Source organism: Ferrovum sp. JA12 (genome assembly GCF_001431705.1).
Taxonomy (GTDB): Bacteria; Pseudomonadota; Gammaproteobacteria; order Burkholderiales; family Ferrovaceae; genus PN-J185.
Genome location: NZ_LJWX01000002.1, coordinates 633,265 through 653,300, shown reverse-complemented (window position 1 = coordinate 653,300; position 20,036 = coordinate 633,265). Strand labels below are relative to the sequence as shown.

At 43.1% G+C, this 20,036-nt stretch carries 16 protein-coding genes; 10 read left to right on the top strand and 6 right to left on the bottom strand.

Annotated elements, in window-relative coordinates; translation table 11 throughout:
- Genes FERRO_RS08165 through FERRO_RS08155 form a run of 3 tightly spaced genes read left to right on the top strand, consistent with a single transcriptional unit; the run spans position 1 to position 2,919 of the window.
- Positions 1–1,191, top strand: coding sequence for an acetyl-CoA C-acyltransferase (locus tag FERRO_RS08165; protein WP_056930367.1), 1,191 nt, complete (start codon positions 1–3; stop codon positions 1,189–1,191).
- Between the two features lie 31 nt (positions 1,192–1,222).
- Complete coding sequence (locus FERRO_RS08160) at positions 1,223–1,975, top strand: electron transfer flavoprotein subunit beta/FixA family protein (protein ID WP_056930366.1); 753 nt, start codon at positions 1,223–1,225, stop codon at positions 1,973–1,975.
- A gap of 8 nt (positions 1,976–1,983) precedes the next feature.
- Positions 1,984–2,919: an electron transfer flavoprotein subunit alpha/FixB family protein gene (locus FERRO_RS08155; protein WP_056930365.1), complete on the top strand. Its 936-nt coding sequence runs from the start codon at positions 1,984–1,986 to the stop codon at positions 2,917–2,919.
- Positions 2,920–2,955: 36 nt separating this feature from the next.
- Here FERRO_RS08155 and panD read toward each other — a convergent pair whose 3' ends face one another.
- A complete protein-coding gene (gene panD, locus FERRO_RS08150) occupies positions 2,956–3,336 on the bottom strand; it encodes an aspartate 1-decarboxylase (RefSeq protein ID WP_056930364.1) in 381 nt (126 codons plus the stop codon).
- 198 nt (positions 3,337–3,534) lie between these two features.
- Between panD and nadC the strand changes: the two genes are divergently transcribed.
- Positions 3,535–4,386 carry a carboxylating nicotinate-nucleotide diphosphorylase gene (gene nadC / locus FERRO_RS08145; protein WP_056930363.1) on the top strand — a complete coding sequence of 284 codons (852 nt, stop codon included), beginning with the start codon at positions 3,535–3,537 and terminating at the stop codon, positions 4,384–4,386.
- Positions 4,387–5,481 carry a quinolinate synthase NadA gene (nadA, locus tag FERRO_RS08140; protein ID WP_056930362.1) on the top strand — a complete coding sequence of 365 codons (1,095 nt, stop codon included), beginning with the start codon at positions 4,387–4,389 and terminating at the stop codon, positions 5,479–5,481.
- Between the two features lie 3 nt (positions 5,482–5,484).
- Here the strand turns inward: nadA and nadB are convergent, their stop codons facing one another.
- Positions 5,485–7,077 carry an L-aspartate oxidase gene (gene nadB, locus FERRO_RS08135; RefSeq protein WP_082601251.1) on the bottom strand — a complete coding sequence of 531 codons (1,593 nt, stop codon included), beginning with the start codon at positions 7,075–7,077 and terminating at the stop codon, positions 5,485–5,487.
- Between the two features lie 144 nt (positions 7,078–7,221).
- Between nadB and FERRO_RS08130 the strand changes: the two genes are divergently transcribed.
- Positions 7,222–7,926 carry a response regulator transcription factor gene (locus tag FERRO_RS08130; RefSeq protein ID WP_160318125.1) on the top strand — a complete coding sequence of 235 codons (705 nt, stop codon included), beginning with the start codon at positions 7,222–7,224 and terminating at the stop codon, positions 7,924–7,926.
- A gap of 9 nt (positions 7,927–7,935) precedes the next feature.
- Here the strand turns inward: FERRO_RS08130 and rfbA are convergent, their stop codons facing one another.
- Both rfbA and rfbB read right to left on the bottom strand, forming a co-directional pair.
- Positions 7,936–8,817 carry a glucose-1-phosphate thymidylyltransferase RfbA gene (gene rfbA, locus FERRO_RS08125; RefSeq protein WP_056930360.1) on the bottom strand — a complete coding sequence of 294 codons (882 nt, stop codon included), beginning with the start codon at positions 8,815–8,817 and terminating at the stop codon, positions 7,936–7,938.
- Positions 8,814–9,878, bottom strand: a complete 1,065-nt coding sequence (gene rfbB, locus FERRO_RS08120; RefSeq protein ID WP_056930359.1) for a dTDP-glucose 4,6-dehydratase — start codon at positions 9,876–9,878, stop codon at positions 8,814–8,816. Before rfbB ends, rfbA begins: the two co-directional genes overlap by 4 nt.
- Before the next feature lie 325 nt (positions 9,879–10,203).
- Between rfbB and FERRO_RS08115 the strand changes: the two genes are divergently transcribed.
- Positions 10,204–11,001 carry a hypothetical protein gene (locus FERRO_RS08115; protein ID WP_056930358.1) on the top strand — a complete coding sequence of 266 codons (798 nt, stop codon included), beginning with the start codon at positions 10,204–10,206 and terminating at the stop codon, positions 10,999–11,001.
- Between the two features lie 174 nt (positions 11,002–11,175).
- On the opposite strand, the gene FERRO_RS08110 is transcribed toward FERRO_RS08115, so the two are convergent.
- Positions 11,176–11,835: a glycine zipper 2TM domain-containing protein gene (locus tag FERRO_RS08110; protein ID WP_082601250.1), complete on the bottom strand. Its 660-nt coding sequence runs from the start codon at positions 11,833–11,835 to the stop codon at positions 11,176–11,178.
- Positions 11,836–11,958: 123 nt separating this feature from the next.
- Between FERRO_RS08110 and ettA the strand changes: the two genes are divergently transcribed.
- Positions 11,959–13,626, top strand: a complete 1,668-nt coding sequence (gene ettA / locus FERRO_RS08105) for an energy-dependent translational throttle protein EttA (RefSeq protein WP_056930357.1) — start codon at positions 11,959–11,961, stop codon at positions 13,624–13,626.
- Positions 13,627–13,651: 25 nt separating this feature from the next.
- Here ettA and FERRO_RS08100 read toward each other — a convergent pair whose 3' ends face one another.
- A complete protein-coding gene (locus FERRO_RS08100) occupies positions 13,652–17,818 on the bottom strand; it encodes a DEAD/DEAH box helicase (RefSeq protein ID WP_056930356.1) in 4,167 nt (1,388 codons plus the stop codon).
- A 215-nt stretch (positions 17,819–18,033) separates the two neighbouring features.
- On the opposite strand from FERRO_RS08100, the gene FERRO_RS08095 reads away from it, so the two are divergent.
- Both FERRO_RS08095 and FERRO_RS08090 read left to right on the top strand, forming a co-directional pair.
- On the top strand, positions 18,034–18,840 hold the full coding sequence (locus FERRO_RS08095) for an ABC transporter ATP-binding protein (RefSeq protein ID WP_204374808.1): 807 nt from the start codon (positions 18,034–18,036) through the stop codon (positions 18,838–18,840).
- Between the two features lie 8 nt (positions 18,841–18,848).
- The gene (locus FERRO_RS08090) at positions 18,849–20,003 is read left to right on the top strand and encodes an MdtA/MuxA family multidrug efflux RND transporter periplasmic adaptor subunit (RefSeq protein ID WP_056930355.1); all 1,155 of its coding nucleotides are present in this window, start codon (positions 18,849–18,851) and stop codon (positions 20,001–20,003) included.
- Positions 20,004–20,036: the final 33 nt, after the last annotated feature.

Here is a 20,036-nt window from a genome sequence, read left to right as displayed (position 1 = left end):
ATGAAAAACGACGTTTTTATTGTTGCAGCAAAACGCTCCCCCGTGGGGCGGGCACCAACAGGACAATTAAGTCATGTGCGCGCCGATGAGTTGGTTAGTCAAGTGACCAAAGGGTTACTGCAAAGCATAAAACCCATGGATTATTCCGCCATTAATGATTTCATATTGGGCTGCGCTATGCCCGAGGGAGAACAGGGGCTTAATCTTGCCAGGGTTGTGGCACTGATGAGTGGATTACCCACTACTGTCGCAGGCATGACAGTAAACCGTTTTTGCGCTTCGGGCTTGAGTGCCATTGAGTTTGCTTATCAAAGAATTGCCCTAGGTGAAGCGGATCTCATGTTAGCAGGCGGCGTGGAGAGTATGAGCCGTATTCCTATGGGTGGGTTTCGCTCAACACTTAATGCCAGTTTTTTACTTGATTCAGTGGGTCAATCCTTGGCCCTTGGTATGGGTCAAACGGCAGAAAACTTAGCACAGCAATGGCACATTAGCCGTGAGGAACAAGATGCCTATGCGCTGCTTTCCCATCAAAGAGCCTTGGCCGCTCAAAGGGCTAACTACTTTACCGAGGAAACTATCCCCATCTCTGTTCACTATGGTGAGGCGGATCTGTTACACCTAGTCCACAAAAGCCGTGAATCTGTGATGATGCAGGATGAATGTCCTCGCCCAGAGACGAGTCAGGCCTCTTTGTCTAAGTTAAAACCAGTTTTTTCAGTGAAGGGCAGTGTCACCGCGGGCAACAGTAGCCCCTTATCCGATGGAGCAGCGATGCTATTACTGGCTAGCGAAAAGGCCATTAAAGAGCAGCAATTAACGCCTATGGCAAGAGTTGTTGGTTTTCACACCACAGGGGTTCCGCCACATATCATGGGGATTGGTCCTGTGGAAGCGGTACCACCCCTTTTGCGACGCCACGGGATTAACAGCCAGGAATTGGACTGGATTGAGTTAAATGAAGCCTTTGCAGCCCAAGTGCTGGCGGTTCAAAAAACCTGCGCCTTCAATCCTGATCGGCTGAATCCGCTAGGCAGTGCCATCGCCTTGGGGCACCCCTTAGGCGCTACAGGTGCCATCAGAACCACTACCTTAGTTCATGGTCTACAACGAACAGGTGGACGTTATGGTATGGTAACCCTGTGTGTGGGGATGGGACAGGGCATCGCAGCTGTGTTTGAAAAAGTATAGGTTTGTGGATTTTAGAGAGAGTGAGTTATTTATGAAAATTTTAGTACCTGTGAAGCGTGTTTTGGATTACAACATTAAACCCAGGACCAAATCTGATGGTTCCGGTGTTGAGTTAACGGGTTTGAAAATGTCCATGAATCCCTTTGATGAAATTGCCCTTGAGGAAGCGATTCGACTAAAGGAAAAGGGGCTCGCCAGTGAAGTGGTGGCGGTGAGTTGTGGACAATCAAGCGCGCAAGACACCTTGAGAACCGCTCTGGCTCTTGGTGCAGATCGCGCCATTTTAGTGGAGCATGATACCGATCTTGAACCCCTTACTGTGGCCAAGTGTTTAATGAAGTTGATGGACAAGGAACAACCGCGTTTAGTAATTTGTGGCAAGCAAGCCATTGATGATGATTCTAATCAAACGGGGCAAATGCTGGCGGCGTTGTTAAACTGGCCACAGGCAACTTTTGCGTCGCAGGTGGTGATAGATCATGACCGTCTTGAGGTGACCCGAGAAATTGATGGTGGTTTAGAGACTCTGTCTTTGAATCTGCCTGCCGTGGTGACTGCGGACTTACGTCTTAACGATCCGCGTTTTGCAACGCTTCCCAATATCATGAAAGCCAAAAAAAAGCCGCTTGAGATCATCAGTGCCATCAGTTTAGGCGTTGATTTAAGGGTGCAGGGGATTTTGTTGAGAGTTAGAGAGCCTGATTCACGCATTGCAGGGGTTCGAGTTGACAATGTTGATAGCTTAATTGAAAAGTTAAGAAATGAAGCAAAAGTGATTGCTTAAGGATAAACATGACCACGTTAATTATTGCAGAATTAGAAAAACAGCATCTGAAAGAGTCTGTGAGACAACTCATTAGTGCCGCCAACAAGATAGAGGGAGATAAACATCTTTTGATTATGGGTAATGGGCTGAGTCTCGCCTCAGAGGAAGCGCAACGCTTACCCCACATCAGTAAAATTATTCTCGCAGAGAGTGAAGCTTTATCCACGGACAGTGCGGAGAATTTAGCGGAAGTGGTTATCTCTATTGCAGAGCGCTACAGCCATATTCTCGCTCCAGCTTCGGTCTTTGGTAAGAACTTTTTACCTCGGGTAGCGGCTCGTTTAGATACCATTCAACTCTCCGATGTGATGGCTATTACTGACAATCATCATTTTAGTCGCCCCATTTATGCTGGGAGTTTGATCGCCGACATGAGGGTAGATCAAAAAATTATTCCTATGACCCTGCGCATTAGTGCTTTTGAAGCGGTGGAGGGCAATAATCATGATCCCGTGGAAGTTGAGCAACTCACTCTACCTACTTTGCCTAATTTGAGTCAGCGGGTCAATATTACCCTTCATGAATCCACTCGCCCGCAATTAGATAGCGCTAAAACGGTAATATCTGGGGGCAGGGGGTTGGGGAGTCAAGAGAACTTTCATTCACTGTTAGAACCCTTAGCCGATAAACTCAATGCGGCCGTGGGGGCTTCCCGGGCGGCTGTGGATCTGGGCTACGCCCCTAATGATTACCAAGTGGGGCAAACGGGGAAGATTATTGCGCCTAATCTTTATATTGCAGTAGGTATATCTGGGGCCATCCAGCATTTAGCTGGCATGAAAAACGCAAAATGTATCGTGGCTATTAATAAAGATCCTGATGCACCTATCCACTTGGTGTCAGACTATAGCTTAGTGGGAGATTTAAATGAATTGATTCCGGAGTTAACCAGTAAGCTTTAGTCAAAAACGCCCTAGAATGGGCGTTTTTTTGGTTCTTTAGACTGACTGAAGGGGGATTTTGACGCCTGTACGTTTCACGGCATTCTTTTCATCCACATAAACCAATTGAGGTTCATGGCTATCGATCTCAGTTTCATCAAACTGAGCATAGGTGGCAATAATGAGAATATCCCCCACCTGTGCTTTTCTTGCTGCAGCACCATTGACGGAAATCATGCCAGTGCCACGTTCCCCTCGGATGGCGTAGGTGGTGAAACGATCACCATTATTCACATTATAAATATCGATTTGTTGGTATTCGCGAATATCCGCGGCATCCAATAAATCCTCATCAATCGCGCAAGATCCCTCATAGCCTAATTCAGATTGGGTCACGGTGACTCGATGTAATTTGGCTTTTAGCATTGTGCGTTGCATGCATTCTCTCCAAGAATTGATGACTATACTCTTATTATACTACCAAACTTATTTTGCAATGCAACAAGTCTTTTTAAAGCATTATAATTTTAGCTTATACTAAATCTAAAGTGGTAAACAGGCTTGTTTGGCTGGAGTGATGCACCGCAAATCTGCTAAAATCATCTTTTTATTAACGACCTTAATTGGGCTCAACTGATGAAATCCTCTATTTTATACCCTGCTGAGCAGGAAGAGTTAATTCGTCATGTGGAACTTTCTCTTAAAGAGGATCTCGGAGAGGGAGACTTGACGGTTCAATTAATCGAGCCTCGACAAACAGCCCAGGCATCAATTATTACTCGTGAAGAAGCCATTATTTGCGGTCAAGAGTGGGTCAATCAAGTATTTTATCGCTGCGTTCCTGAGGTCGAACTTAACTGGCATGTTCATGAGGGGGAGAGGGTTTTACCTAATCAACTTATTTTGTCTGTTGCGGGCAATGCCAGAGGGTTACTCAGCGCTGAAAGAACAGCCCTCAACTATTTACAAACTTTATCTGCCGTAGCCAGTAAAACTGGGTATTACGTGAAGGCGGTTAAGGACTATTCCTGCGCCATTGTGGATACCAGAAAAACCATTCCAGGCTTACGTTTAGCGCAAAAGTATGCGGTGCGTGTGGGGGGTGGAGTGAATCATCGGATGGGGCTATATGATGCTTTTTTAATTAAAGAAAACCATATTCTTGCCGCTGGATCCATTAAAGAGGCCTATTCGAGAGCGACACATTTAGCTCATGCTCCGCAGTGGATTGAGGTAGAGGTGGAAAGTTTAGCAGAGTTAGAGGAAGCTCTCCAAGCAGGCGTTGAGATGGTCTTATTGGATAATATGGATATTAACTCCATTTCCCAAGCAGTGACGATGGCGAAGGGCTTGGCTTCCCTTGAGATTTCAGGTGGGGTAAATGAGGAAAATGTTCGAACCTATGCTGCTACCGGTGTTCAAAGAATTTCCGTTGGTACTTTAACTAAGGATATTAAGGCAATCGATTTTTCTATGAGATTCAAGTAAATGGATAAACAATTTAAAGTTGATTATTACAATCCTGTACAAGTGAGTACTGATCATGCCTGGGCAAAAGTCCTTGATGAACCCAATCAAGCGCGACGTCAATGGTTGATTGAGCACATTAAAAAAATCCTTAAAGAGGAAAACATTCTTCTTGTGGCCCATTACTATGTTCATCCGGACTTACAGGATTTAGCCATTGAGTCTGGCGGAATTGTCGCGGACTCTCTTGAGATGGCTCGCTTTGGTAAAAATAGTACAGCCCAGACATTAGTTGTGGCGGGCGTTAAATTTATGGGAGAAACAGCGAAGATCCTCTCCCCTGAAAAAACCATTCTGATGCCAGATTTAGAGGCCAACTGCTCATTGGATTTGGGTTGTTCCGTGGACAGTTTTAGGGAGGCAGCAAGTCAGTATCCTGATCATGTAAAGGTGGTTTATGCCAATACCAGTGCTGCGGTGAAAGCCTACTCTGATTGGGTGGTTACCTCGAGTTGTGCGGTGGATATTGTTAAACATTTACGTGATCTGGGAAAATCCATTTTTTGGGCACCGGATAAACATCTTGGTCACTTTATTCAAAAGGAGACAGGAGCCGATATGGTTCTCTGGCAAGGCTCTTGTATTGTGCATGATGAATTTAAGGGCTATGAACTCGCTGAGCTTAAAAAAGAGCGCCCCCGGGCCAAGGTATTGGTTCACCCAGAATCCCCTAGCTCTGTGATCGCCTTAGCGGATGTGGTGGGTTCTACCTCAGCTATTCTAAAAGCAGCTCGAGAGTTAGTTGCAGACGAATTTATTGTGGCTACCGACAACGGTATGATGCATCAATTGCGATTACAAAACCCCACTAAGGTGTTTATTGAAGCCCCCACCTCGGGCCAAAGCGCCACCTGTAAAAGCTGCGCCCACTGTCCTTGGATGGCTATGAATGGTCTTGAAAATCTCTACCAGTGTTTACTTGATAAACTGGGTGAAATTAGTGTTGATCAAGCCTATTTGGAAAGGGCAAAAGTTCCTATTCAACGAATGCTAGATTTCACTAGTCGTGCGCCAAGCCCTGTCACACACTTGGTTCCTGGTATTGGCGCAGCTTAAGATTTATTGTGGCGTTAAGATGGTAGGCGTAGCTTTAGGTAAGAGTCCTGGATAGTCACGACTGAAATGCAATCCACGACTCTCACGACGCAGTTGTGCCGACTGTACTATCAGACTTGATACTTGCACTAAATTTCTGAGCTCTAACAAATCACGGCTAACGTGAAAGTTTACATAAAACTCTTTGATTTCCTCATTGAGTAAATGCAATCGGTGTTGTGCCCGCTCCAGTCTTTTATCGGTTCTTACAATGCCTACATAGTCCCACATAAAACGGCGTAGCTCATCCCAGTTGTGTGAAATCACCACTTCCTCATCAGCATCGGTTACTTGACTCGCATCCCAAGTTGGCAGATCCTCTGGCACCTTGCCAGGGTTGGATTGAATATATTGACTGGCGGCATTGGCAATCACTAAACATTCAAGCAAAGAGTTGCTGGCCAGACGATTTGCTCCATGTAAACCAGTGTAAGCGGTTTCACCCACGGCATAGAGGTTTTGTAGATCAGTACGCCCAGAAAGATCGGTCATGAGGCCACCACAAGTGTAGTGGGCAGCTGGTACCACCGGCAGCGCTTCCTCTGCCATATCAATTCCAAAGGATAAACAACGCTCATAAATGGTAGGGAAGTGATTAACAATGAAATCCTTACCCTTATGTCTGATATCTAAATAAACGCAGTCAAGGCCATGTTTTTTCATTTCATAGTCAATGGCTCTCGCCACAATATCCCGCGGAGCAAGTTCAGCTCTTGGATCATGATGGGGCATAAAACGCTCACCATTGGGCAGAAGCAACAAACCTCCTTCTCCTCGAACCGCCTCACTAATTAAAAAAGATTTTGCATGGGGATGATATAAACAGGTGGGATGAAATTGAATAAACTCCATATTGGCCACTCGACATCCTGCTCGCCAGCCCGCCGCAATGCCGTCACCGGTGGAGGTGTCTGGATTGGTGGTATAGAGATATACTTTGCCTGCCCCACCGGTGGCTAATATGGTGTGGGCCGCGGAAAATGTTTCTACTTCTCCTGTTAATTCATTAAAAGCATAAATACCCAAGCATCGTTGACCGTCTAGTTTTAGTTTACGGCTAGTGATTAAATCTACCAACATATGATGATCAAATAGCGTTATATTTGAATGATCTTTAAGTTGTGGGTAAAGACGGTTTTGAACTGCAGCACCAGTTGCATCGGCTGCATGAACAATACGCCGATGGCTATGACCTCCCTCACGGGTTAAATGAAGATGACCTTGTTCCTCAGTAAAAGGTACCCCTAACCGAGAGAGCCAATTAATGGCATTGGGCGCATGTTCAACGATAAATTTTGTGGCTTCAAGATCACATAACCCAGCACCAGCTTCTAGGGTATCTTGTACGTGGGATTCAAAACTATCTCCTTCACCCATAACAGCGGCAATGCCACCTTGTGCCCAATGACTAGCACCATCCTCCAAATCACGTTTGGTAATAACCGCCACGCGGTGGTTGTCAGCTAACTTAAGGGCTGCGGTGGCTCCAGCGAGGCCACTGCCTACAATTACCACATCAAAACTTTTCAACATTTTATGGTCTATCTCTGTACTCATCAATAAGTTTCCTAGTTTAGGGAGATTGTTCACTTATCACAAGCGCTTTAAAGTCATAATGCGATCAACTATTCCCCAAAATACATATAGATGATATCGAAGGCTTGTGATAACTTAAAGCAACCAAATTATTCCATTAATGATATGGCAAATCTCTCACCTCACCTTCTTCTGGTTGAAGACGATAATATTTGGCAAGAAGCCGTTAGGCTAACTATGGTTAATCAAGGTTGGAATGTTATCTGTTGTTCTGACTCTGTTACCAGTAAAAATATCCTCAATAATCAAAAAATTGATTTATGTTTAATTGATCTTGATTTGGGAAAATGTATCGATGGTTTTACTATTGTGGATACAATTAAACAGTCATCGCCCCATTCGCAAGTCATTATTCTCTCTGGTATTGATAATGATCAGAATAAAATTAAAGGCTTGGAGCTGGGCGTCCAGGATTATTTAACCAAACCCATTAGCTTGAAAGAGCTGGTCCTTAGACTTAACCGCTGGTTACGACAATCTAACTTAACCGTAAAAATAAAAGAGTGCCACAACAGTATTTGTTTTAATGAGTTCAGCTTTTACAAAGATAATTTCGTCTTATTTTATCAACAGCAATTAATTCATCTGACTACTAACGAACGATTATTGCTCTTTCATTTCTTAACCAAACCAGAGGGTAAGTTGAAGAGAGAAATTATCAGTATAGAAATTCTTAAAAAAGCGTGGTCCCCCACTGACCGAGCAGTGGATATGCTGATTAGTAGTCTTCGGCAAAAACTCAATAGTTATTCAAATCAAATAGTAATTAAATCTATTAGGGGGGTAGGGTATCAATTGATCATTGCGTGAGAGGTTTACTTAACTAAAGACTGTTTCTTTTAATACTCTTTGCAGATATTGACCATAACCATTCTTACTCATGCTATACGCAATTTTTTCGAGTTCTTCTGCACTAATTAATCCTCGACGAAAGGCGATCTCCTCCGGACAGGCAATTTTTAAACCCTGGCGTTTTTCAATGGTTTCTATATACTGCGAGGCTTCAAGTAAGGACTCATGAGTACCGGTGTCAAGCCAGGCAAAGCCACGGCCCATCAATTCCACATGGAGCTCCTGTTGGGTGAGATAAAGTGAGTTTAAATCTGTGATTTCAAGTTCTCCACGGGGGGAAGGTTGTAATTGCGCCGCCATATCACATACTTGATGATCATAAAAATAGAGTCCCGTCACCGCGTAGGAAGATTTGGGCTGTTTTGGTTTCTCCTCTAAACCAATCACTTTCCCCTCCTTATTAAAGTCTGCTACCCCATAGCGCTCAGGGTCTGATACGGGGTAAGCAAAAACCGTGGCTCCAGTCACTCGTTGATTAGCGTTTTCTAGTATTTTAGAAAAATCATGGCCATAAAAAATATTGTCGCCCAAGACGAGAGCACTGGGATCATTATTTAAAAAATGTTTACCAATGATAAAAGCTTGAGCTAGGCCGTCGGGAGAGGGTTGAATGGCATAGGAGAGTTGAATGCCCCACTGTCGGCCATCACCTAATAACTCTTTAAAACGGGGAGTATCATGCGGTGTACTGATAATTAGAATATCAGTAATTCCAGCCAACATGAGGGTTGATAAGGGATAATAAATCATTGGCTTATCATAAACAGGCAATAATTGCTTGGAGATTGCTCGGGTCACGGGGTACAAACGGGTACCAGAGCCACCCGCTAAAACGATGCCTTTTCTCATACAGATACCCTGCTTTGATAGTTGGTTTCCAGCCATTGACGGTATTGGCCGTTTAAAATATTGTTCACCCATGCTTCATGGTCTAAATACCAAAGAATGGTTTTTTTAATACCACTCTCAAAGCTTTCACGCGGACGCCACAGCAATTCATTCATGATTTTTTGTGCATTAATAGCATAACGACGGTCATGGCCAGGTCGGTCTTTCACAAAGGTAATGAGAGAAGAGTAGGGGGTTGAAGCGGGTTTTAGTTGATTTAATTGTGTGCAAATGACTTCTACCAGTTCAAGATTGGTTTTTTCATTTAATCCCCCAATATTATAGGTTTCTCCAATACGTCCTTTATCCAGTACACTCATGATGGCAAGACAATGATCTTCTACGTATAGCCAATCACGCACATTCATGCCGTCGCCATAAATAGGTAAAGGTTTTCCCTTTAGAGCATGGGAGATCATTAAAGGAATAAGCTTTTCTGGAAATTGATAGGGACCGTAATTATTCGAGCAATTAGTAGTTAGAACAGGTAAGCCATAGGTATGGTGCCATGCTCTCACTAAGTGATCAGAAGCAGCTTTACTTGCAGAATAAGGACTATTAGGTTGGTAAGCGGTGGTTTCTGAAAAAGGCGGATCAGTAGGAGACAATGAGCCAAACACTTCATCGGTTGAAACATGCAAAAAGCGAAAAAGATTCTTTCGATCTTGATCTAATGTCTCAAAATAAGCACGGGTTTCCTCTAATAAATGAAAGGTTGCCACAATATTAGTTTGTATAAACTCAGAGGGGCCATGTATTGAGCGATCCACATGGGACTCTGCAGCAAAGTTAATAATGGCACGAGGTTGATGCTGTTGGAGTAAGTGACGTACCAGATTTCTGTCACCCATATCGCCATGGATGAAGGAGTAATTGGGGTGAGCGTTAATGGACAGTAGATTATTTAAATTACCAGCGTAGGTTAATTTATCTAAATTCAGAATAGGTTCATTTTTTTCTTTAAGCCATGAGAGAATAAAATTGGAACCAATAAAACCTGCGCCACCTGTAACAATAATCATAAAGTTAAACTCGTTGTTCAATTAGCTATAAAAGTAATATGAAAGTATATCTCGAAGACCTGTTTTTTAGGTGAGTAATTTCTTTATTCTAGAGTTTGGGTTTAATATAAACATGCGTATAATTTATATTATGTAAAGTTAAATAGACATATATTTTGCAAAATAAAATTGGTTGTTTATTCACAATAATGTGGACACACTTTTACATGGACTGTTACGCATTGAAACCATATGGGACACATACTTTTACATAATCAGAAGAAATTTTTGTATCTATAGCTAATCAAAAAAAAGTAATATTAAGGAAAAATAAAAGGCAAAAATCATGCAAAGGAAAATAAAAAACTCAACGTGGTTGTTGACTCTCTCATCACTTGTGTTAGTGAATTGTGGCGGTGGTTCTGGAAATGTGACATTCTGCGGGTACGATGCTTTTGGTAATCCTTACTATTGTTCTGTTCCCAATACCACTAACAATAATCCTACTCCTGTTGCCTCGACGCTAACTTTTCAATTAACACCGGCATTTACCCAAATAGCAACCACACCTTTTAGTTATACTGTAAATGCCACAGATGGTAATGGTAATAATTTTAGTTACACCTACAGTAGTGTTCCTCAAGCCGGCACCACACAGTTTAACAACCAATCAGCCATCTCCGCCGTTGTGACCACCACCCTGACAGAAAATGGCAGCAGCTTAAACCTCTTTAATAATCAAGCCACAAATACTTTGACTCGTTATTTTAATCCAACCACTTATAGTTTACTTGGGACTGCTGGCCTTTATCCTGGAAGCTTCTCTACGGTCACAAGTACCACATCTCTGCCAGCCACAGGTTTGGTTGGCTTTACCAGTAATTACATTACGGCTAATTTATTTAACAATTCGCAACAAACTATCTCTGATGGTACCTTAGCAGAGACTTTCAGTATTAATGCTAATACTGTCAGTACTGCCCTACTCTGTTATAACGACACTCCTACTCTCACCACGCAAGGCACTACCGATGGTTTAACCAACTATAATCAAAACATTTGCTTCAACATTAATTCTTCTGGACAGTTACAAGGAATGCAAGTCACTATTCCTATTAATGGCGTTCCTTTAACTTTTTATTAACAAGAGAGCGTGTCTTTCCTATGAAATACACGCTCTAATAGTTTAATTATATTAAAAAATTTTTTTTCAAAGTTTTTAAGTCATCAATTTGCAGCAATATAAGGCAGAGAAATAAGGTTCTCTGCTAGGCAGGAGACTTTGTAATTCAAAGATCCTGCCTCAGGCCGAGGACATTTACTTAACTACTTTCATCCATGGCGACTTGCAGGATTGTACCGTTGGGTAGTATTGGTTATTGTCTGGACAATAATATTGATATTGTTGTTGGGGCGCCGTATTTCTAACGGGGGCTGGCGGAGGTGGCATATTAGTATTACTAGCAGGAGCAGCGATGGGTGTCAAAGGAGCATTCAGTCCTGAATTACCAGCGAGTCTTGTGACTCGGGTGGCTCCGCCACCACCTAATATCTGTACTCGTTCACCTACTTTAAATGCTTCATCAGCCCCTTGGGTCACAGCAATCACGTACCCACTGTCTAAGCGCACGGTAACTTCAACACCGTCTTTAGTTTCAACGTTGTTTTCAACGCTATTACCGGCTACTGCACCGGCTAATGCCCCTAATACAGTTGCGGCGGCGTTACCATTCCCACCGCCTACAGTACTACCAAGTGCAGCTCCTGCTACCCCGCCACCTAAGACACCAACGATACCAGGCTGATCGGATTGGATACGAACGTTTCTAACGCTCTCCACCGTTCCTAACCGTACTGATTGCTCACCTCTCACCTGCGAGGTGGTATAGTCGCCACCGCCTACTCCAGGGCCAGCACATCCGGCTAACAGGAAGGCTACTGGAGCAACGATTACAAGAGACCGTGTAAATAAATTCATATAACCTCCAACGATGTTCTATTATTCAAGTATTATTTCATATCTTTAGAGATATGCCAGCGAAACTGGTTCCAGATTAACAGTGTTTTACATATTTATACATGATTCTTAAGGATAGCAGTTATGGCTCAGTACGTATTTACCATGAATCGAGTTGGCAAAATTGTGCCACCCAAAAGACAAATTTTAAAGGATGTTTCTTTAAGCTTTTTTCCGGGTGCTAAAATTGGCGTCTTAGGTCTTAATGGCTCTGGTAAGTCCACTTTGCTGAAAATTATGGCCGGGTTAGATAAGGAAATAGAGGGTGAAGCCACTCCTATGCCTGATATTTCTATTGGTTATCTCTCTCAAGAGCCACAAATTGACCCAGAACTCACCGTAAGACAAGCCGTTGAAGAGGGTTTAGGCGAAGTGATTACCGCTAAAGCCCTACTTGAAAAAGTCTATGCAGCCTATGCCGAGCCAGATGCGGATTTTGATCACCTAGCGCAAGAGCAAGCAAGGCTGGAGGCCATATTAAGTGCTTCGGACGGTCATAGTGCAGAACTTCAAATGGAAGTGGCCGCTGACGCTCTACGACTTCCTCCTTGGGAGGCTAAAATCGGCCACTTATCAGGAGGTGAAAAACGTCGCGTTGCCCTGTGTCGCTTGCTTATTTCAAGACCTGATATGTTATTGTTAGATGAACCCACCAACCATTTGGATGCCGAGAGCGTAGACTGGCTTGAACAGTTTTTACACCGCTTTTCAGGTACCGTGGTGGCCGTCACCCACGATCGTTATTTTCTAGACAATGCGGCTGAATGGATTTTAGAACTCGACCGCGGTCAGGGTATTCCTTGGAAAGGTAATTACAGCAGTTGGTTAGAACAAAAAGAAGACCGCCTCAAGCAAGAGGATGCTCAGGAATCTGCTCGCCAAAAAGCCATTCAAAAAGAATTAGCCTGGGTAAGACAAAACCCCAAAGGTCGACAAGCTAAATCTAAAGCCCGGATCGCTCGCTTTGATGAATTGAGTTCACAGGAATACCAAAAACGCAATGAAACTCAAGAAATCTTTATTCCAGTAGGCGAAAGGTTAGGCGATCAAGTTATTGAATTTAAAAACGTCAGCAAATCCTTCGATAAGAAATTGCTTATTGATAATGTCAGTTTCTCGATCCCCGCCGGAGCCATTGTGGGGGTCATCGGTCCCAATGGAGCTGGTAAATCCACTCTCTTTAAGATGATCACGGGTCTTGAGAAACCGGATAGTGGCGAGATTGTTTTAGGGGCCACGGTGAATCTTGCCTATGTGGATCAATCACGCGATATTTTGGATAACAAAAAAACCGTCTGGGAAGAGGTCTCTGGAGGAGCGGATATTCTCACCGTAGGACGCTATGAAACACCCTCCCGAGCTTATATAGGACGCTTTAATTTCAAAGGTGGCGACCAGCAAAAAATGGTAGGTAATCTCTCAGGTGGCGAGCGCGGGCGTTTACATATGGCCAAGACCTTAATTCAAGGGGGTAATGTTTTACTGCTGGATGAACCCTCTAATGACCTTGACATAGAAACCCTACGTGCATTAGAGGATGCTTTGTTAGAGTTTGCTGGCTCAGTGATTGTCATCTCTCACGATCGCTGGTTTTTAGATCGTATTGCTACTCATATTTTGGCTTTTGAAGGGGATTCGCAGGTGGTATTTTTTGCGGGTAACTATCATGAATATGAGGAAGACAAGAGAAGACGTTTAGGTGAGGAAGGGGCGAAACCTAAACGTATCCGCTACAAACCTTTAATGGGTTAGTCAACAGGATAAGCCCCCTTGAATATCACTTGAGGGGCTCTTCTTGTAAAAGTCGAATAAGTTCTTCCGTGGAAATGCTACTCACTTCTCCAGCCCCCTCTAACAGACTATCTGCTAGGTTTCTTTTGCGCTCATGCAAGGCCACAATTTTTTCTTCAATGGTATCCTTGGTCACCAAACGATAAATGGTAACAGGCCTAGTTTGTCCCATGCGATGTGCACGGTCCGAGGCTTGATCCTCTACGGCCGGATTCCACCAAGGGTCCATGTGAATTACATAGTCAGCGGCGGTTAAATTAAGGCCTACCCCACCTGCTTTTAAACTAATAAGAAACACGTCTCCCTCCCCTTCCTGAAAAGCTTTTACGCGCTTAACACGGTCTTGAACGGAGGTACTGCCATCTAAATACAGGTAACTAACCCCCTTCTCTTCCATGGCTTGTTTTATAAGACTTAAGAAATCCACAAACTGGCTAAAAATGAGGGCACGGTGACCACTGTCTTTTAATTCTTCAATAATTTCCACCAAGGCATTGATTTTGACTGATTGCCAGGATAATTGAGGAAGAATTAAAGCACCATGACAACAGGCCCTTCTTAACTTCATAATGCCAGCCAGTACCCGAATACGGTTAGGATGGTCATCATTGGTGGGGGTTGCTTTTTCAAGAGCTTCTTGTCTCACTGCCTCATACATTGAGCGCTCTTCCGGTGATAGATCAAGGGTAATAGTCACCTCAGTACGTGGGGGTAGTTCTGAGAGAACCTGAGATTTGGTTCTTCTTAAAATAAAGGGTTGAATCAAGCGTCGCAAGCGCTCACGGGCTTCTGAATCGTTATTTTTTTCAATAGGAATGGCAAAGCGATCATTAAAGGAGTCGTGAGATCCCAATAAACCAGGGTTAATAAATCGAAATAAATTCCACAGCTCGCCCAAATGATTCTCTATGGGGGTTCCCGTGGTAATTAAACGAAAATGAGCGTTTAACTTCATCGCTGCCTGGGAGCGTTTAGTCCCCGAGTTTTTAATGGCTTGCGCTTCATCTAATACCACCGTAGACCATCTTTTTTGCGCTAAACTCTCTCCCTCTTGCTGAAATAAGGTATAGCTCATGATAATAAGATCTCCTGGCCCTGCCTCAAGATAAAATTTATCTTTAGAGCTTGTGCCAAGCCATCGAATATTCAGTGATGGAGCAAATCTCTGGGCTTCACTGAGCCAGTTGCCACATACTGAGGTGGGGGCAATAACTAGAGCCGGTCCATCACTGGCTCGATGTAACAGTAGTGTCAGAGTTTGCAGTGTTTTACCTAACCCCATGTCATCAGCCAAGCAGGCCCCAGAACCTGCCTTGGCATGGCGAGCTAGCCACTCAAAGCCAACCAACTGATAATCTCTTAATTCGGCTTGGAGGGAGTCTGGCAAAACAGGATACCATTGTGTCAGGCTATCCCTTTGCTCTAATAGGTGACGCCAACCGGTATCGGTTTGTGTGCTTTCAGTTAGATTAACCACCTTGGATAACTCAGTGGCCGCTAGCGCATGAATACGAATTTCATGGGTATCTTTTTCCGATAAACCATCTAAATCCTTGACGCGCTTTAATAACTGTTCGCTGAGTGCAATATACTGTCCGTTTTTAAGTGGTACAAAGCGGCTCTCTTGCACCGCAGAGGCTTGAAGTAAGTCTTTGAGTTCAATCACATTATCTTGATCGATGACTAATTGGCCATTTACCCCAAGCCAATCTCCTTGAGAGGTCACACTTAAAGAAAGCTGGGAGGCGTCCGCTTCCCCTGAAATTTTAATTGTTTCACCCTCAGGCCAGCGCAATTGTACGCGCTCTCCAAATTCCTTCAAGGTAATCAGCAGTTCACAGGCGGCTGACACGTGAGGCGTGGTTCCGGTGAAGAGTGTTTCATCCACCTCTTTTAGCCAAGGACGACACTGTTTAAACACCTCTTCGGCAGCATCCACTTCTTGCGATAAATTACGCTTAATCTGAAATTTATCACCCTCTGTACTGTGGTGACTGTCTATATACTCAAGACCTAACCCTGGTGTGAATATAGTTCCTTTTTCACCATCAGGCATCACTATTAATTCAACATTAAGACCAGTTGCTGCTGGTGATAAAAGAATATAAAGTTGAAAGTGATCAGCTTGAATGCTGATATTCCCTTTACCAATTTGAGAGCGGACAACCAACTTATTAGACAGTGAGTCAAGAATGAGTTTAACTCGCTCCTCCATACTTAAAGGAACAACTAAACCATTTTGATCAATTATATTTAATAGCTTTTCATGATCAGGATGCGCTTCAATAATTCGTAAACGATTTTTGGTTTCACGGATTAATTTAAAGCGCTCACCTTCACTAAAAGTCGGAGTAATTTGAATGCAAATGTGTTGGTTATCAAGAGACACATTTATTTCAGGATAACTTTTAACTAATGTAACTTGTTCATTACTCTTATTACTCCAAAAAAGCAGAGGATGACCCACCAGTAAAGATAAGGCCGGCAGAAAATCTAGCTTTTTATTTGTACTTTTTGCATTATTTTCTGCCACACGAATCATCGCAATCACTGCGCGATCTTGTTCTGATAGACCATCAATCTCCTGTTGTACAGTGAGTAATCGATTAATGGATACAGCACGACTAGTGCCCCACGCACCACTCCCCACCCTCTTTTGTTCTCGAGCTTCAAGGAGGCAGCGTGCACCATTATCTTGATAAGTTAAGTGCCAAATAAAACGGCTGGATTTGATTTGGCTTGAGATATTGGTAAAGTCAGAACCAAATTTTTCTAAGGCACTTAACGCCCTCTCCCACATGGGTTGACGACGTACTGCATTCAACAAGCTTTTGGTTCCTAATTCATAATGAAGTTTATGTCCTTTATCATTATGAATTTCAGAATCCATATTCCCTAGCAGCGTATTGGCCTCCGCAGCCACCCATCGGTAACCGTTCTTTTCTGCTTTTAGGGCTAATTCTCTTATCCTGTCTCTATCAATGACATCAGTGGAGCCGTCTATCCACCAAAGCTCCAAGGAATGAAATAACAATCCCAAAGAATCACGCTCAGAGATATCAACTCGTTCATCCACTTTCCTGGCGACTAGGGTAGAGCTGGCCCGAGCTGTACGACCTAAGGCCGCATAGACGGAGAGCATAGAAGAACCCGTCTTCATAACTGAGCCGATATGGGCGGTAGCTTTTTCAACTTTTTTTGGGTCTGAGGAGGTAATCAGGGAGATGACGTAAGATGCACCAGAGAGTCCTGCCATGCCAAGTTTTCTGAGATCAATCCCTTTTTTGGCCTCTTTTAAATAACTGTCAAAAATGAGCTGCGCATGAGTGAAGTCACCCTTTAAAACCCCTGCTAGTCCCTCAATGGGAGTGGGTAATTCAGGAGATTTTTTTGATTTAGAGAGCGCCACCGCCTCATCAATATGACCTCTAAGAACCATGGGCTCGCAGAGCACCGCGGCAAACCAAGCCCGCTGCTCCTCTTTTGCCAATTTTGCCCTGTCTCTCAGCCAGGCGAGTGGTGCCACGCAGTTTTCTAGTCGATTGACACGAATCGCCAGAATAGTCGCTGCAATAGTTAATGAAATATCATTGGGTAGGGAATCGAAAAGATCTGCGTCAAAGGGATTATCGAAAATATTCAGATAAGGGTTGCGATTACGCCATTCATTTGAAAAATAACTTTGTATGGTTTGTGCTAATTTAGAGAAATCTTCATACTTTTCAGCGTATAAAGCCAACCTCAGGTCTCTGACCCCCTCACTAAAGTGTCGAACAAAATAACCATATTTATAGTCTGCTATCTTAAATACCATCTTGATGGTGGTAAAGTAAGTGGCTTTATCGGGATATTTTTTTAAATAACGGAGAACTTTTTCAGCGCAGACCATCTCACAATAGAGCTTACTTGACTGGACTTGAATGTATCCAACCTTAATCAAGGTATCAATATCCTGCTGAAAAGTCTCGTTGTCGATAACAACAGGTGCTTGTTCAAGGATGTGAAATTGATTAAGGCATTGTAATAGCTGAGATTTGCTGATCTGCAAGTAAGCTAAGGAGAGTAATTGTAAGATAACCAACTGCTGAGCTGAGATAGCCAAATCTTTGGCAAGGTCTTGATGTATAGGTTTTGTTTGTAATGAATTAGTCATTATTTAAAATAAGTCTTTAATTATAATAGTTTTATTTATTTATAATAATAATAATCAATTATTTTACGATTGATTGGTCATAAAAGCAAAGTAAAAAAATAAAATATTTTCTTATTTTTACATTATAAATAAAGGAGTTAGCTAGAAATCTTCCTCTATCATCGGTATGATGAGCCTATTGTTTGCCACCAAACTATTTTTTATGGATAAATGAATTGTCTACAGCAATAGAAATAGAAGATCTGCATTTTCATTACGGTCAGCGCAAAGTTCTGCAAGGAATCAGCTTAGTGATTCCTGAGGGCAAAGTTAGTGCCATATTGGGTAATAGCGGTTGCGGTAAAACCACCCTATTAAAAATCATTGGTGGGCAATTAAAGCCTCTTAAAGGGGCGGTGAGATTTAATGGGCGCGTGGTCCATGAAATGAGTGACAGCGAACTCTACGCCATGCGTAGAGAAATGGGTATGATGTTTCAACAAGGTGGTTTGTTCAGTGATTTAACGGTTTTTGAAAATATTGCCTTTGCCTTAAGAGAACATACCCGTTTGCCTGAGAAAATGATTCGTGATTTAGTGTACATGAAGCTTGAAGCTGTGGGACTTAGAGGCGCTAAGGATCTTTTCCCGGCGGAGCTGTCAGGTGGAATGAACCGCCGCGTGTGTCTTGCTAGGGCCATAGCCATGGACCCTACTGTGGCCATTTATGATGAACCCTTTGCCGGGCTCGACCCCATCTCTTTGAATGCTGTGGCCAAACTAGTTCGTCATCTTAATGATAGTACTGGAATTACCTCAATTGTAGTGACCTATGATGTGAGCGAAACCCTTAAAGTTGTAGATTATATTTATCTCATTAGCGAAGGGAGACTGGTGGCGATGGGAGACCCGCAGAGCATGGTCAACTCCTCTAATCCTTACGCACATCAATTCATCAATGCCGAAGCTGATGGTCCGGTTCCTTTTCAGGTAACCAAAACCACCTTAGAAGACGACTTTCGCTTGCAGACAATTAATCATTAAGGCTTGATATGAAACTTATTCAATACGTTAGATCGTTATCTATCCAAAAGAAAATTATCCTGTTTTGTCTTGGTGGTGTCGCCCTTTGGGGGTATTTTCACCATAAAAGTCATTTGGCTAAAGAGGCGGCACAGCAGCACACCCGCCCTATTCCACCCGTGGTGATCGCTAAAACCAAACAAGCGGACTTTCCTGTTTGGGTAACAGGGCTTGGCACAGTCACTCCCGTTTACAATGTGACTGTTCGCTCCCGTGTGGATGGGGCGATCGTTAAAATATACTTTAAGGAAGGTGAATTAGTTAAAGAAGGTGACCCCATCGTAGATATTGATCCCCGCCCCTACCAAGTACAGTTAGAGCAGGCTCAAGGACAATTGGAGCATGATGAGGCACTTCTTAATAATGCGAAATTAGACTTTAAACGCTACACCGTACTCTCTGCAAAAGGAGCGATCCCCCGCCAACAACTGGATACGCAAAAATATCTCGTGGTTCAATACGAGGGCACTGTTCTAACCGATAAATCACAGGTGGATAACGCTAAACTTCAGTTAATCTACAGCCATATCACAGCCCCTGTCTCCGGACGTCTGGGTTTACGTTTGGTGGACTTGGGGAACATTGTTCATGCAGCAGACACTAACGGTATAGTAGCTTTGACGCAATTGGATCCCATTACAGTGATTTTTCCATTGCCTCAAGATATTATTCCTAAGTTAATGTTACGACTCAAATCGCAACAAAAAATACCCGTACAAATATGGAACAGAAACAATACCCAATTCATTACTGAAGGGTCTCTCATTACCGTAGATAACCTCGTTGATACCACCACAGGTATGGTAAAACTGCGCGCCAACTTTGATAACCAAGAGTTTAAACTCTTTCCTAATCAATTCGTTAACGCCAGAATATTAATAGAAACTATTACCAATGCCTTAATTATCCCTGCAGCCGCCATTCAACAGGGTAGCAGTGGTCCTTATGTTTATATTTATCATCCAGATAAGCATACGGTCTCAGTTCAACAGGTAATTGTTGGCCCCTCCAATGATAGAGAAACGGTGGTAGATTCTGGCTTAAAACAAGGTGATATTGTTATCAAAGACGGTATAGATAACTTAAGAGATGGTGCCCAGGTGAAGGTTGCAAACTCTCTTTAACCATTAAGATTAACCATCTAGGATCAAGAGAGC

Excerpts from the sequence above, each read along its gene's own strand:
- nadC (WP_056930363.1), top strand. The coding sequence starts at position 3,535 with ATGAAATCCTCTATTTTATACCCTGCTGAGCAGGAAGAGTTAATTCGT.
- FERRO_RS08130 (WP_160318125.1), top strand. The coding sequence starts at position 7,222 with ATGGCAAATCTCTCACCTCACCTTCTTCTGGTTGAAGACGATAATATT.
- FERRO_RS08160 (WP_056930366.1), top strand. The coding sequence starts at position 1,223 with ATGAAAATTTTAGTACCTGTGAAGCGTGTTTTGGATTACAACATTAAA.
- FERRO_RS08165 (WP_056930367.1), top strand. The coding sequence starts at position 1 with ATGAAAAACGACGTTTTTATTGTTGCAGCAAAACGCTCCCCCGTGGGG.
- rfbB (WP_056930359.1), bottom strand. The coding sequence starts at position 9,878 with ATGATTATTGTTACAGGTGGCGCAGGTTTTATTGGTTCCAATTTTATT.
- panD (WP_056930364.1), bottom strand. The coding sequence starts at position 3,336 with ATGCAACGCACAATGCTAAAAGCCAAATTACATCGAGTCACCGTGACC.
- FERRO_RS08090 (WP_056930355.1), top strand. The coding sequence starts at position 18,849 with ATGAAACTTATTCAATACGTTAGATCGTTATCTATCCAAAAGAAAATT.
- FERRO_RS08100 (WP_056930356.1), bottom strand. The coding sequence starts at position 17,818 with ATGACTAATTCATTACAAACAAAACCTATACATCAAGACCTTGCCAAA.
- FERRO_RS08115 (WP_056930358.1), top strand. The coding sequence starts at position 10,204 with ATGCAAAGGAAAATAAAAAACTCAACGTGGTTGTTGACTCTCTCATCA.
- nadA (WP_056930362.1), top strand. The coding sequence starts at position 4,387 with ATGGATAAACAATTTAAAGTTGATTATTACAATCCTGTACAAGTGAGT.
- FERRO_RS08155 (WP_056930365.1), top strand. The coding sequence starts at position 1,984 with ATGACCACGTTAATTATTGCAGAATTAGAAAAACAGCATCTGAAAGAG.
- FERRO_RS08110 (WP_082601250.1), bottom strand. The coding sequence starts at position 11,835 with ATGAATTTATTTACACGGTCTCTTGTAATCGTTGCTCCAGTAGCCTTC.
- nadB (WP_082601251.1), bottom strand. The coding sequence starts at position 7,077 with ATGAGTACAGAGATAGACCATAAAATGTTGAAAAGTTTTGATGTGGTA.
- ettA (WP_056930357.1), top strand. The coding sequence starts at position 11,959 with ATGGCTCAGTACGTATTTACCATGAATCGAGTTGGCAAAATTGTGCCA.
- rfbA (WP_056930360.1), bottom strand. The coding sequence starts at position 8,817 with ATGAGAAAAGGCATCGTTTTAGCGGGTGGCTCTGGTACCCGTTTGTAC.